The sequence below is a fragment of the Sulfuriferula multivorans genome, assembly GCF_003851125.1.
Taxonomy (GTDB): domain Bacteria; phylum Pseudomonadota; class Gammaproteobacteria; order Burkholderiales; family Sulfuriferulaceae; genus Sulfuriferula; species Sulfuriferula multivorans.
The window spans coordinates 1-13,316 of sequence record NZ_BGOW01000011.1 but is presented as its reverse complement, the minus strand read 5'-3'; the positions used below and the strand labels follow the sequence as shown (position 1 = coordinate 13,316).

Sequence of the window (13,316 nt, the reverse complement as noted above, 5' to 3'; positions counted from 1 at the left end):
GGCCGATCCGGACAGAACAAAGTCATTGCCCGGAACGGATCAGGTGGCGTTATTCGGCCTCATCCATCCATGCCAGCTGTATCGCTTCAAGTATCTTTTCACTGGATTTATCCGGCGCATCGTCAAACCCGGGCAATTCAGTCACCCAGCGGTGCAGGTCGGTGAAACGCACGTATTGCGGGTCAACATCCGGATGGTTTTCCAGCAATTCAATAGCAATATCCAGGGTGTCTGTCCACTTCATGTCAATGCCCTTCCTTGACCATGTTGATGGTGTACTTGGGAATCTCGACGACCAGGTCGGCTTGATTCACCTTTGCCTGGCAGGACAGTCGCGATTGGGGTTCCAGACCCCATGCCTTGTCCAGCATATCGTCTTCCAGCTCATCCGATGGTGCCAGTGAATTAAAGCCTTCACGAACGATGACATGGCAGGTAGTGCAAGCGCAGGATTTTTCACACGCATGCTCGATTTCCACTCCATTGGCCAGCAAGGTGTCACAGATGGAGACGCCGGACTCGGCTTCGATCACCGCACCTTCCGGACAAAGCTCCACGTGGGGCAGAACAATTATTTTTGGCATATCAATAACCGGTTGTTTAATTAAATCGCGTCAAGACGCTGGCCTGTCAATGCCTCCCGCACACTCACATCCATGCGCCGTGCAGCAAAATCATGGGTAGCGGCATTGAGCGCTTCGGCTGCATCCTTGATGGCACGAGGGTCTGAACCGTCGAGTCTGCCTTGCAGTGTGCGCATGGCTGCTTCAATCGCATTACGCTCATCTGCTGTCAACAACTCCGCAGCATTTTCATCCAGGGCTGTTTGTGTCGCGTCCATCAGGCGTTGTGCGTCCACTCGCGCTTCCTGTAGCGCACGCATCTGCATGTCATCTTTGGCATGTGTGTAGGAATCGCGCAGCATCCGGGTGATATCTTCGTCAGCCAGACCATATGCGGGTTTGACCGTGACCGAGGCCTGCACGCCACTTTTCAGCTCCTGTGCCGAAACCGACAGCAGGCCGTCGGCATCCACCTGAAAGGTCACACGGATACGCGCCGCCCCGGCCACCATCGGCGGGATGCCGCGCAGTTCGAATTTCGCCAATGAGCGGCAATCGGACACCAGTTCACGTTCGCCCTGCAACACGTGAATGCTCATCGCGGTCTGGCCATCCTTGTAGGTCGTGAATTCCTGTCCGCGTGCAGCGGGGATGGTGGTGTTGCGCGGCACGATTTTTTCCACCAGGCCGCCCATGGTCTCAATCCCCAGTGACAGCGGAATGACGTCCAGCAGCAGCCAGTCATCTTCTCCACGGTTGCCAGCGAGTACATTGGCCTGAATGGCTGCGCCCAGCGCGACCACCTTGTCCGGATCCAGATTAGTCAGTGGGGTCTGCTGGAAAAATTCGGCAACGGCCGCCTGGATACGCGGCATCCGTGTCGAGCCGCCCACCATGACTACCCCTTTAATCTCGTCCACGCTCAAACCGGCGTCGCGCAAGGCCTTACGCGTGGGTGCCAAGGTCTTGTTGACCAGGCTTTGGGTAATCTCGTGAAACGTTGTGGCGTTCAGCATCAGATCAACGGTTTCGCCGGTCGACAGCACGGCTGTGATACTGACTTCACGGTGTTCGGACAAGGACTCCTTGGCCTCGCGTGCCTTGGTCAACAATAGCCGGGTGTCTTTTGCATCCAGCGCGGCCAAACGCGATTTCTCCAGTATCCAGCAGAACACGCGCTGATCAAAGTCGTCTCCACCCAGTGCCGAGTCGCCATTGGTGGCCAGCACTTCAAATACGCCTTGCGACAAGCGCAGGATGGAGATATCGAAAGTGCCCCCACCCAGGTCATATACGGCGTAGATGCCTTCAGCGGCATTATCCAGACCGTAGGCAATGGCGGCTGCCGTGGGCTCATTGAGTAACCGCAATACATTCAGGCCGGCGAGCTTGGCGGCATCTTTTGTGGCCTGGCGCTGGGCATCGTCAAAATACGCCGGTACGGTAATCACCACACCGCTCAACTCACCGCCCAGCGAACGTTCGGCACGATCGCGCAATACGCGTAAAATTTCGGCCGATGCCTCAACCGGGCTTTTTACTCCGGCAGCGGTCCTGAACTGCACCATGCCCGGCGCATCGACAAAATGATAAGGGAAGCTGCCTGCATCAGTAATGTCGGCGAGCCCGCGTCCCATAAATCGTTTCACCGATACAAGGGTATTGTGCGGATCGATACTTTGCGCGCATTGGGCAGCGTAACCCACCACAGGTGCAGCCGTGGCTGAGTAACGTACCACGGATGGCAACAACGCCCGCCCATCTTCGTCATTCAGCACAACGGATACGCTGTTACGCACGCTGGCGACAAGTGAATTAGTGGTACCCAGATCAATGCCTGCAGCCAGACGATGCTGGTGTGGCTCGGTACTCATGCCAGGTTCGGAAATTTGCAGAAGAGCCATCAGGTTTCGAGTGCTTCGTAGGTGTCGTGGATTTCTACGACCAGTTTGTCCATGAATTTGAGCTTGCGCACGCTCTGCGCAGCACCGAGGTAATCGTGTTGCTCATCCAGCTGCCGAGCCAGTACGGCACGCAATTGCTGGGCGGTATCGGTAATCTCCGCCTCAATGGTTTGCAGGGCTGCCACATCTGCTGCCTCGCGCGCTTCCTGCATGCCTTCCCGCCATTCCATTTGCTGCATCAGGAAGTCACCTGGCATCGCAGTATCGCGCTCAGCCAGCGCGTCTATGCCTTGCAGTTGCAGCAGATACTGGGCACGGTTGAGCGGCGATTTCAGCGCCTGATAGGCTTCATTGACGCGGGTTGACCATTGCATTGAAGCGCGTTGTTCAGCCGCTGACAAATGTGTGAACTTGTCCGGATGAACCTGGCTTTGCAATGCACGGTAGGCTTGTTCGAGCGCGGCTGAGTCCAGTGCAAAACCTGGAACCAGCCCGAACAACTCGAAATGGTTACGATTGAAGTCAAACTGCATGATAGGCTCGCTGGGAATAATGCCCGGCGCGCAGCTCAGACGTTAAAGCTTTCGCCGCAGCCACAGGCGTCTTTGACGTTGGGGTTATTGAATTTGAAACCTTCGTTCAGGCCTTCGCGCACAAAATCAAGCTCGGTGCCATCCAGATACTGCAGGCTTTTCGGATCAATCAGGACGGTCACGCCGTGGCTTTCAAAGCGCAGATCCTCTTCTCCGGCCTGATCGGCAAATTCCATCTTGTAAGCCAGTCCGGAACAACCGCTGGTACGCACACCCAAGCGCAAGCCCACGCCCTTGCCACGCTTGGCAATAAAGTTGGAGACATGCTTGGCAGCGCGTTCAGTCAGGGTAATCGCCATAATGAACCTCTTCTGGGTTTAACCGTAGCTGGCAGCAGCTTGTGTGCTGCCGTGTTTGCTCTTGTAATCTTCCACCGCTGCCTTGATGGCGTCCTCGGCCAGGATGGAGCAATGGATCTTAACCGGCGGTAGCGCCAGCTCTTCAGCAATGGCGGTGTTTTTGATTTCCATCGCCTGATCCAGTGTCTTGCCTTTGACCCATTCGGTCACCAGCGAACTGGAGGCTATCGCCGAACCGCAACCGTAGGTTTTGAATTTGGCATCTTCGATGATGCCGTCCTTGCCCACCTTAATCTGCAACTTCATCACGTCGCCACAGGCCGGGGCGCCCACCATACCGGTGCCGATATCTTCATCGCCTTTGCCAAAAGAACCCACATTGCGGGGATTTTCGTAGTGATCGAGTACTTTATCGCTGTATGCCATGATCGTTCTCCTTCAGTAAAATTAGTGTGCTGCCCACTTCACGGTTTCGAGATCAATGCCTTCCTTGTGCATCTCCCACAATGGGGAAAGTTCACGGAGCTTGCCGATTTTCTGGTGCAACAATTCAATTGCGAAATCGATGTCCTGTTCGGTCGTGAAGCGACCTACCGAAAAACGAATCGAGCTATGCGCCAGTTCATCGGAACGTCCCAGCGCACGCAATACATAAGATGGCTCCAAACTGGCTGAAGTACAAGCCGATCCAGATGACACGGCCAGATCCTTGATTGCCATCAGCAGCGATTCGCCTTCGACGAAATTAAAGCTGATATTGAGATTGTGCGGCACGCGATGTTCCATATCGCCATTGACATGGACCTCTTCGATGTCGGACAAGCCCTTCAACAGGCGATCACGCAACATGCGGATACGCTCGTTTTCTGCAGCCATTTCTTCGCGAGCTATACGGAATGCTTCGCCCATACCGACAATCTGGTGCGTCGCCAAGGTACCGGAACGCATACCGCGCTCATGTCCACCGCCGTGCATTTGCGCTTCGATGCGCACGCGTGGTTTGCGTCGTACATATAGTGCACCAATGCCTTTAGGACCGTAGGTCTTATGTGCCGAAAACGACATCAAATCCACCTTGAGCTTGGCCAGGTCAATCTCTACCTTGCCAGTAGCCTGAGCGGAATCCACATGAAAAATAATACCCTTGTCACGACAGATTTCGCCAATGGCAGGAATGTCCTGTATTACCCCAATTTCGTTGTTCACATACATCACGGACACCAGGATGGTATCCGGGCGAATCGCCGCCTTGAATTTTTCCAGATCGAGCAGGCCATTGGGTTCCGGGGTGAGATACGTCACCTCATAGCCTTCACGCTCCAGTTCGCGCATGGTATCGAGAACCGCCTTGTGCTCGGTACGCACGGTAATCAGGTGCTTACCCTTGCCCTTATAGAAATGTGCCGCGCCCTTGAGTGCCAGATTGATGGCCTCTGTGGCACCGGAAGTCCACACGATCTCTTTTGGATCGGCATTAACCAGTTTGGCTACTTCCTCGCGCGCATTTTCCACAGCTTTTTCGGCATCCCAGCCAAACGCATGGGAACGGCTGGCCGGATTGCCAAACTGCTCGGTCAGGTATGGGATCATCTTCTGCGCCACACGCGGGTCAACCGGCGTAGTCGCTGAGTAATCCAGGTAAATCGGCATCTTTGACATCACTAACTCCATTGTTCAATCTGTATCGCGTCAGGCCGCGACACTTATTTTTTCGCGTCCACGACGGTGGTCATGCACCACATTTGCAGATGGTAACCTGCCTGATTGCTGCGCCACCAGATTCTCCAGCGTCACTTCCGCCAGATAGTCCTGAATACGCCTGTTCAAATTCGTCCATAGTTCGTGGGTCATGCAGCGCTGGTCGTCCTGACAATTTTCCAGGCCGCCACACTGCGTCGCATCAATCGGCTCATCTACAGCCTGAATTATTTGCGCCACGGTTATTTCACCCAGCGGTCTTGCTACCAGGTAACCGCCTCCCGGGCCGCGTACACTTTCCACCAGCGTGCGCCGTCTTAATTTGCCGAACAGCTGTTCCAGATAAGACAGCGATATTTTTTGCCGCTCACTGATACTGGCCAGCGCCACCGGTCCGTGACCGTTATGCAACGCCAAATCGATCATGGCGGTTACTGCGAATCTTCCTTTGGTCGTCAAGCGCATTTGCGTTGCCTCACTCGTATAACTATTGATAAGACAATACAATACCCGATTAATTCAGTCAACTATTTTATTGAGGTAGGCGGCGTCGAATTGCGCGTCTGTTTTGCAGGTTGCCGGCGGCTCCGCCCCCATTTTTTCCAGCTGCTGCAAAATCCATGCGATACGCTCATCGGTAACCGTGGAGTGATTAATCAAGCCATGCACTGCCTTGACCATAGGATCATTCATATCCGCACTAATGGCGTAAGCGGAGAAACCCAATTTACGGGCAATCAGCTCATCTGGTTTGGCTTGATTCTCGTCCAGAATACGCGCAGGTATCCCTACGGCAGTAGCGCCCACAGGCACATCTTTTACCACCACGGCGTTGGAACCGATCTTGGCGCCTTCGCCTATCGTGAGCGGCCCCAATATCTTGGCCCCCGCCCCCACCACCACGCCCTTCTCCAGAGTGGGATGACGCTTGCCTTTATTCCACGAAGTGCCACCCAGGGTCACACCATGATACAAGGTGCAGTCATCGCCTATTTCTGCGGTTTCACCAATGACCACCCCCATACCGTGATCAATAAACACTCGTCGGCCGATGATAGCGCCGGGATGAATTTCGATACCGGTCACACTGCGTGCCAAGTACGCGATGAAACGTGCCAGCCACTTGAAGTTCGCACGCCATAATCGCGCTGCCAGGCGATGCGCCAATATCGCATGAATGCCGGGGTACGTTGTGAGAATTTCCCACTTGGAGCGGGCCGCAGGATCGCGCTCGAACACCACCAAAATGTCTTCACGCAGCTTGCTAAACATGGCTCATGCAAACCTTCTCAACATAAATCAAAAGTATCTTATACCCAACTAATTCAGTCAACTTTACGCATCGCCTTAACTATCCCCATCAGAAAATGAAGCTCTTCTTTTTCTAGCCGGGTACGCGAATACAGTCTGCGCAAGCGCGTCATCAGGCGCCGGGGTGCCGCTGGATTCAGAAAACCTGCCGAAATCAGGGTAAGCTCAAGCTCGCGGTAAAACAGTTCAATCTCTTCGTGCTGCGCCAATTCCGGCGTGTCCGCGGGTGGCATGGTCAAATCCGGCAAGGCACAGCGCAGCTCGTAAGACAAAACCTGTACGGCAGACGCCAAATTTAATGAGCTATAGTCTGGGTTGGACGGGATATGGGTAAGTAATTGACAGCGGTCCAACTCAGCATTCGTCAAGCCCGACATTTCAGTCCCGAACACCAGGGCAACCGGCTGAAGAGCTGCCTGCTTCAGCAGAATCGGTGCCACGTCGCGTGCGCTAAGCATTTCATGCGACAAATCTCGTCGCCGAGCCGTGCATCCAACGGCAAATACGCTACCGTTCAGGGCTTCGTCCAGTGACGAGCAAACATGTGCATTATCGAGCACATCCTGCGCTCCGGATGACATGGCGTGGGCAACCGGATCCGGAAATTGCTTGGGATTCACCAGGCGCAGGTCGCTCAGCCCCATTGTTTTCATCGCTCGCGCTGCCGAGCCAATATTGCCGGGATGGCTGGTATGGCTCAGTACAATCCGTACATTATTTAGTAAAAAAGTTTTATTCAACGCGCACTTACCTTTAAAATGGAGGCTGTTTCCACGCTCATTGACATATCAACATGCATCCCATGCTCACCACCGCGGTGAAAGCCGCTCGCCGAGCCGCCGGCATTATCAACCGCGCGTCCCAGGATATTGACGCACTCACGGTCAAACACAAGAATCACAATGATTACGTTACGGAGGTGGATCGTGCTGCGGAACAAGCCATTATCGACGTACTGCTGACCGCCTACCCCAACCATGCGATTTTAGCAGAAGAGAGCGGCGCGCAAGGCAGTTCCGAATACCAATGGGTGATCGATCCGCTGGATGGCACGACCAATTTCCTGCATGGATTTCCGCAATATTGCGTATCCATCGCGCTGTTGCATAAAGGCCAGCTGAATCAGGCCGTGGTATACGATCCCAGCCGCAATGACCTGTTTACCGCTTCGCGTGGTCAAGGCGCCTATTTGAATGAACGCCGCATTCGCGTGTCCAATCGACTGAAGCTGGCGGATTCCCTGATTGGCACTGGCTTTCCGTATCGGGATTTCAGCCATCTCGATGCTTATATGGCCATGTTCCGGGACATGCTGCAAAAAACCTCCGGCGTACGGCGGCCTGGCTCGGCTGCACTGGATCTGGCTTATGTTGCTGCCGGGCGACTGGATGGCTTTTGGGAAATCGGTCTGAACAAATGGGATATTGCCGCCGGCTGTCTGCTCATTCAGGAAGCAGGAGGTTTGGTGGGAGATTTCAATGGCGACGATAGTTACATAGATACCGGCAATGTCGTCGCCGGCAATCCGAAAATTTTCGCCCAGTTACTGCAAACCCTGGCGCCTCACCTGACAACGGCATTAAAGTAAGTCGCAGCTGGCCCGCCTCGTTATTTTTACGGCGCTGGGATAGAATTTGATTTTTTGAAGCAGAAAATAATAAATGTCACTCATCGTACAGAAATACGGCGGAACCTCAGTCGGCAGCGTCGAGCGCATCAAGCAGGTAGCCGAACGCGTCGCCAAATTCAAAATGCTCGGGCACCAAGTCGTGGTTGTGTTATCCGCCATGAGTGGGGAAACCAATCGACTGATCAAACTGGCACACGATGTTCAATCGCAACCCGACGCACGCGAACTGGACGTATTGGTCTCCACTGGCGAGCAAGTCACAATAGCCCTGCTCGCCATGGCGCTCAAGGATCTTGGCCTCAAAGCCAAGAGCTACACCGGCGCGCAAGTGCGCATCCTCACTGACAGCTCCTATACCAAAGCGCGCATCCTGAATATTGACGAGCAACACCTGCGCTCCGACCTTCAGGCTGGAAATGTCATTGTTGTGGCGGGTTTCCAGGGTGTCGATGAACACGGCAACATCACGACGCTGGGTCGCGGTGGTTCTGACACCACGGGCGTGGCGCTGGCTGCTGCACTGAAGGCTGACGAGTGCCAGATCTACACCGATGTCGATGGCGTATACACGACTGATCCGCGCATCGTGCCAGAAGCACGGCGTCTCAAGACGATCACTTTTGAAGAGATGCTGGAAATGGCCAGCCTGGGATCGAAAGTGCTGCAAATCCGCTCAGTCGAGTTCGCCGGAAAATACAAAGTCAAATTGCGTGTGCTATCCAGCTTTCAGGAAGAAGGCGAAGGCACGCTCATCACATTCGAGGAAGATGACAACATGGAACAAGCCATTATCTCCGGCATCGCCTTCAACCGCGACGAAGCCAAAATTACCGTGCTTGGCGTGCCAGACACCCCTGGCGTTGCATATCAAATCCTGGGACCTGTCGCAGACGCAAACATTGATGTTGACATGATCATCCAGAACGTAGGCGCTAACAACACCACGGATTTCACTTTTACTGTGCATCGCAATGACTATGTACGCACATTGCAAATGCTACGCGACTTGCAAGCGAAAATCGGTGCCCGCGAAGTGACCGGTGACGACAAAATTGCCAAGGTCTCCATCGTCGGTGTTGGCATGCGCTCGCATGTAGGCATTGCCAGCAGCATGTTCAAAACTCTGGCCGAAGAAAGCATCAACATCCAGATGATCTCCACATCCGAGATCAAGATTTCCGTCGTCATTGATGAAAAATATCTGGAACTGGCCGTGCGCGTTCTGCATAAGGCTTTCGGGTTGGAAAAAGCCGCATAAATTTGACCGGTGACGCGCAAGAAGCTATCATTGCGCGCTGTCTCAAACGGAGAGATGGCCGAGTGGTCGAAGGTACTCCCCTGCTAAGGGAGCGTAGGGTTTATAGCCTTACCGAGGGTTCGAATCCCTCTCTCTCCGCCAGAACTTATGTTAAAATGTCACGCTTCAAAGCGCCCGTAGCTCAGCTGGATAGAGTACTTGGCTACGAACCAAGGGGTCGCACGTTCGAATCGTGCCGGGCGCACCATTAATGAAATGAAAAGGGCTGCATTTCTGCAGCCCTTTTCATTTCCTCTCCAATAACACTCAAGCCATTTATTGAGTCAGCCAAAACCGCAGACGGCGAGTTACCGTACGACGTACGCCCAAGGCGTCTAACCGGAAGCCAATCAACAACAGGGGGAGCTAAGCAAATCCGCTGTGTAGCAACGTCTCCAATTCTTCGGGTGGTACAGGCATGGAGAACAGATAGCCTTGAGCATAGTCGCAGCCGGCTGCTGCCAACAACTGCCGGTGCCCCGCTGTTTCTACACCCTCCGCGATGACCTGCAGTCCAAGCTTGTGTGCCATCACAATGATGGCTTCCGATAACGCCATGTCGCTTGGATCGGTTTCCAGATTGTGAATGAAGGACTGGTCGATCTTCAGATAATCGATGTGAAATTTTTTGAGGTAGGAAAGGGATGAATAGCCCGTACCGAAATCATCGATGGCAACCTGAATATCGGCATCACGAAACTTGAGCAATTTGTCGATAACGCCTGAATCCGCATGCAAAAGCAGGCCTTCAGTAATTTCTACTACTATATTTTTCCCGGAAAGCTCGAGCGTTTGTAAATATGTAAGCCAGGTATCAATGTGATTGCCCTCATCACGGAACTGGACCGGTGACACATTGACGCTGACCTGGAAATCTTCGCGGCCTTGGACAGCCCAGCGTTTCGCCCAAAGGGCCGACTCCCGGAACACCCAGTTACCAATTTCAATAATGAGGCCCGTTTCTTCGGCCAACGGAATAAATTCCATTGGACTAATCATTCCCCGCTGGGGATGCTCCCAGCGCAACAGCGCTTCCGCCTTATGGATGCATCCAGTCGACAGATCCAGAATCGGCTGAAAAAAAACCCTGAACTGATTAGCCGCTAACGCCACACGCAAATCCTTGATGAGTTTCAGCCGGGTTTGCGCCGCCTCTTGCAAGGAATGAGTGAAATAGCTGAATCGATTGCGCCCCTCGTATTTGGCAACGTACATGGCCTGATCGGCATTCCTGACCAGTTGCTCCGCTTCTTCAGCATCGAAAGGGTAAATGGTGATGCCGAGACTGGCGGATACATAGACTATTTCACTACCCAAAATGTAAGGCTCGGAGAGTTTTTGTATTATATTTTGAGCGATATTTTCAATGGGGCTGGTATCCGGGAGCTGCGACAAAATCACCATAAACTCATCCCCGCCCAGACGAGCCACCGTATCCGATTCACGCACACACTCATTGATCCTGCGAGCTGCGGCTTTCAGCAGCATATCGCCAATATCATGCCCCAGTGTATCGTTGACCTCTTTGAAGAGGTCAAGGTCGATGAAGAGCAAAGCCAATAAAAAATCGGCACGATGTGCGGTCTTGATTTCCTGTTCTAAACGCTCACGGAACATGCGCCGGTTAGGCAAATCGGTGAGCGAGTCATAGTTGGCCTGCTTCCATATCAGCTCTTCATTCTGCTTGCGCTCGCTGATATCAGAGGAAATGGCCACATACCTGTAAACCGATCCGTCCTTGTTGCGGATGGCGTTAATGGTTAGCCACTCTGGGAATACCTCGCCATTTTTACGCTGATCCCATATTTCTCCCTGCCAATAACCGCTAGTGTTAATCGAGTGCCACATCTCTTGGTAAAAAGCTTCGTTATGGCGGCCAGAACTGAGAATCTTTGCATTCTTGCCGCGCACCTCTTCAAAGTTGTATCCGGTCACTTGTGAAAAGGCAGGATTGATGGCGATGATCCTGTTTTTTGCATCAGCGATCATCATTGCCTCGGCACTGTTTTGATACACCAGCGAGGCGAGTTGCTGCTCATCTTCAAAATGCTTGCGATCAATGGCGATACCGGCCAGATTCGCTGCATTCTCTATCAATTCAATATCTGAATCCGTAGGAGCACATTTTGTACGATGATAGATCGAGAAGGTGCCAAGCACCTTGCCTGAAGCAGAGCGGATCGCCTGCGACCAGGATGAAACGAGTCCGGCCTTGGCGGCGAGTTCTTTAAAGGATTTCCAATAAGGATGTGTCTGGATATCCTCCACGATGACACGGCTACCGGTGTAGACAGTTGTGCCACAGGAAGCTGCACCAGGGCCGATTTCTATCCCGTTCATGGCGGTGTTGAAATAGTCCGGCAAACTGGGGGCAGCGCCTGTCATGAGATATTTTCCCAAGTCATCGAGCACCAGTATGGAACATATCATGGTGGGGTCATCGGCCTCCACACCACTCACCACGGTATTCAGGATATCCGCAAGTGGCGCGCCTTTGGCCAGGAGTTCCAGTGCGCGATTGCGTAGGCGCTCGTGGTTTTCCATCTGCTTGCGCGCGGTAATATCCTCCACCAGCGCTATGACATAGTCTAGGCTGCCATCCGCCTTGCGAACTGCACGCGCAGCGCGGTGAGTATGAATAATGCTGCCATCCTTGCGGAGGAAGCGATTATCTATCGTGTGTTCGTCGGATTCACCACTCCGCAAGCGATCCAGCAAAATCAGGTTGGCAGGCAGGTCGTCAGGATGAGTCAGGTCAGACCAGTTCAGGCACAATAATTCTTCACGCGAGTAGCCCAGCATTGCACACATGGCATCATTGACCTCCAACCAGCCAGTCTCTGGGCTAGTGGCGGCCATCCCAACCATGGAGCGCTCGAAGTAGGCACGGAAATGTTGTTCACTTTGATAGAGCGCTTGCACTGCTTCACTACGCTGTTTTTCGCGATCGAAATTATCCAAGGCAAAGGAAATATCACACACCATCTCGCCAAACAAAGTGACAGTTTCCTGATCGAAAGCCTGCGCATTCTGATGGTAAACAGCCAGTACTGCAATCGGTTTGCCAGCACGCGTGATCGGGAAAAAGCCCCCGGATTTCCAGCCATATTTATAAGCACGAGCATGCCAGGGTGCCGTGATTTCATTCGTCTGGAAGTCTGTTAGCACCACATTACGATTTTCGCGGAATGCAATTGCGAAAGGGCCTCGGCCTTCGGGCATGTCCTCTTTCGTGGAAATGACGATGCCATTCAGATATTCTGCACCGCTGCCGTAACTCGCCACTGACTTGATTAGGTCACCCGTCTCATTCTGCTGTCCAATCCAGGACATTCTCATGCCCCCCATGTCCACCGCTACCCTGCATACCAGCGGAAACAAATCGGATTCGTCGCGCACCCGCACAATGGCTTGATTGACTTCACTGAGTGCTTTATAGAGTTGCATCAAGCGTTCAATGCGTGCCTGCGCGGCGATGTCGTTTGTAAAAAACTTGGACTCGTGCATTACTTCCATTCTTGGCATCTATCGGCAATTTGCAGATTTCGCTATTTATTGATGAGTGAATTGATCAATCATGCAGTCACCACGATGGTCAGACGTCTTGGTACCTGTAATCGGGCACGTGCCATCGGGCCTGCACATACAAGGGTTTACGGCTCCCCATAATCATTTCTTAAACCGAATTTTTAAGCGAGCAGTCAGACCGGCGGAGAGGAGGAGATACTAAGAATGGGAGGCGTCGTGATCGAGTAGGGGACGGAGTTGCCCCCGTCGCCCTCTCACACCACCGTACGTGCGGTTCCGCATACGGCGGTTCATTAAACATGCTGGAAGCGTCGCTGAGTGTCCAGCAACGAAACCAACCCCAGTACGTCAAAGAAGCGTTTTGGATAGGCCGCGTTCATGTGGCTCGCTCCGGCGTTCCAGGGGGTATCCGCGATTTTGTGTAAACGGGAAATCGTTTAAAGCTGCGGCATGCGCTCATCGAACATGATCGTGAACCGATTTAACGCGGCCT

The 13,316-nt window shown here is 53.3% G+C and carries 13 protein-coding genes and 2 tRNA genes; 4 read left to right on the top strand and 11 right to left on the bottom strand.

The genetic code is table 11. From position 1 onward, the window contains the following. Positions 1-49 precede the first annotated feature (49 nt). From iscX to EI185_RS06285, 10 genes are read right to left on the bottom strand one after another with little or no spacing between them, the layout of a single operon-like run. The gene (gene iscX, locus EI185_RS06330; protein WP_124704290.1) at positions 50-244 is read right to left on the bottom strand and encodes a Fe-S cluster assembly protein IscX; all 195 of its coding nucleotides are present in this window, start codon (positions 242-244) and stop codon (positions 50-52) included. Between the two features lies 1 nt (position 245). After that, positions 246-584, bottom strand: coding sequence for an ISC system 2Fe-2S type ferredoxin (gene fdx, locus EI185_RS06325; RefSeq protein ID WP_124704289.1), 339 nt, complete (start codon positions 582-584; stop codon positions 246-248). Between the two features lie 20 nt (positions 585-604). Then, the gene (gene hscA, locus EI185_RS06320; RefSeq protein WP_124704288.1) at positions 605-2,467 is read right to left on the bottom strand and encodes a Fe-S protein assembly chaperone HscA; all 1,863 of its coding nucleotides are present in this window, start codon (positions 2,465-2,467) and stop codon (positions 605-607) included. Then, a complete protein-coding gene (gene hscB, locus EI185_RS06315; RefSeq protein WP_124704287.1) occupies positions 2,467-3,000 on the bottom strand; it encodes a Fe-S protein assembly co-chaperone HscB in 534 nt (177 codons plus the stop codon). Before hscB ends, hscA begins: the two co-directional genes overlap by 1 nt. A gap of 35 nt (positions 3,001-3,035) precedes the next feature. Then, positions 3,036-3,359 carry an iron-sulfur cluster assembly protein IscA gene (iscA, locus tag EI185_RS06310; protein WP_124704286.1) on the bottom strand — a complete coding sequence of 108 codons (324 nt, stop codon included), beginning with the start codon at positions 3,357-3,359 and terminating at the stop codon, positions 3,036-3,038. Positions 3,360-3,377: 18 nt separating this feature from the next. Next, positions 3,378-3,785, bottom strand: a complete 408-nt coding sequence (gene iscU, locus EI185_RS06305) for a Fe-S cluster assembly scaffold IscU (protein WP_124704285.1) — start codon at positions 3,783-3,785, stop codon at positions 3,378-3,380. Positions 3,786-3,806: 21 nt separating this feature from the next. Then, positions 3,807-5,018: an IscS subfamily cysteine desulfurase gene (locus EI185_RS06300; RefSeq protein ID WP_124704284.1), complete on the bottom strand. Its 1,212-nt coding sequence runs from the start codon at positions 5,016-5,018 to the stop codon at positions 3,807-3,809. A 30-nt stretch (positions 5,019-5,048) separates the two neighbouring features. Then, positions 5,049-5,522, bottom strand: coding sequence for a Fe-S cluster assembly transcriptional regulator IscR (gene iscR, locus EI185_RS06295; RefSeq protein WP_124704283.1), 474 nt, complete (start codon positions 5,520-5,522; stop codon positions 5,049-5,051). A 54-nt stretch (positions 5,523-5,576) separates the two neighbouring features. Beyond that, the gene (cysE, locus tag EI185_RS06290) at positions 5,577-6,329 is read right to left on the bottom strand and encodes a serine O-acetyltransferase (RefSeq protein ID WP_124704282.1); all 753 of its coding nucleotides are present in this window, start codon (positions 6,327-6,329) and stop codon (positions 5,577-5,579) included. A gap of 53 nt (positions 6,330-6,382) precedes the next feature. Beyond that, entirely contained in the window at positions 6,383-7,108 is a 726-nt protein-coding gene (locus EI185_RS06285; RefSeq protein ID WP_124704281.1) for an RNA methyltransferase, read from the bottom strand. A gap of 53 nt (positions 7,109-7,161) precedes the next feature. Between EI185_RS06285 and EI185_RS06280 the strand changes: the two genes are divergently transcribed. The 4 genes from EI185_RS06280 (at position 7,162) to EI185_RS06265 (ending at position 9,503) form a co-directional block, all read left to right on the top strand. Beyond that, positions 7,162-7,956, top strand: a complete 795-nt coding sequence (locus tag EI185_RS06280) for an inositol monophosphatase family protein (RefSeq protein ID WP_124704280.1) — start codon at positions 7,162-7,164, stop codon at positions 7,954-7,956. 73 nt (positions 7,957-8,029) lie between these two features. After that, the gene (locus EI185_RS06275) at positions 8,030-9,256 is read left to right on the top strand and encodes an aspartate kinase (RefSeq protein WP_124704279.1); all 1,227 of its coding nucleotides are present in this window, start codon (positions 8,030-8,032) and stop codon (positions 9,254-9,256) included. A gap of 48 nt (positions 9,257-9,304) precedes the next feature. Next, positions 9,305-9,397 (top strand) — tRNA-Ser (locus tag EI185_RS06270). Positions 9,398-9,426: 29 nt separating this feature from the next. Next, positions 9,427-9,503: transfer RNA gene (locus EI185_RS06265), tRNA-Arg, on the top strand. A gap of 158 nt (positions 9,504-9,661) precedes the next feature. Here EI185_RS06265 and EI185_RS06260 read toward each other — a convergent pair. After that, positions 9,662-12,802, bottom strand: a complete 3,141-nt coding sequence (locus EI185_RS06260; RefSeq protein WP_189836312.1) for an EAL domain-containing protein — start codon at positions 12,800-12,802, stop codon at positions 9,662-9,664. Between the last annotated feature and the right edge of the window lie 514 nt (positions 12,803-13,316).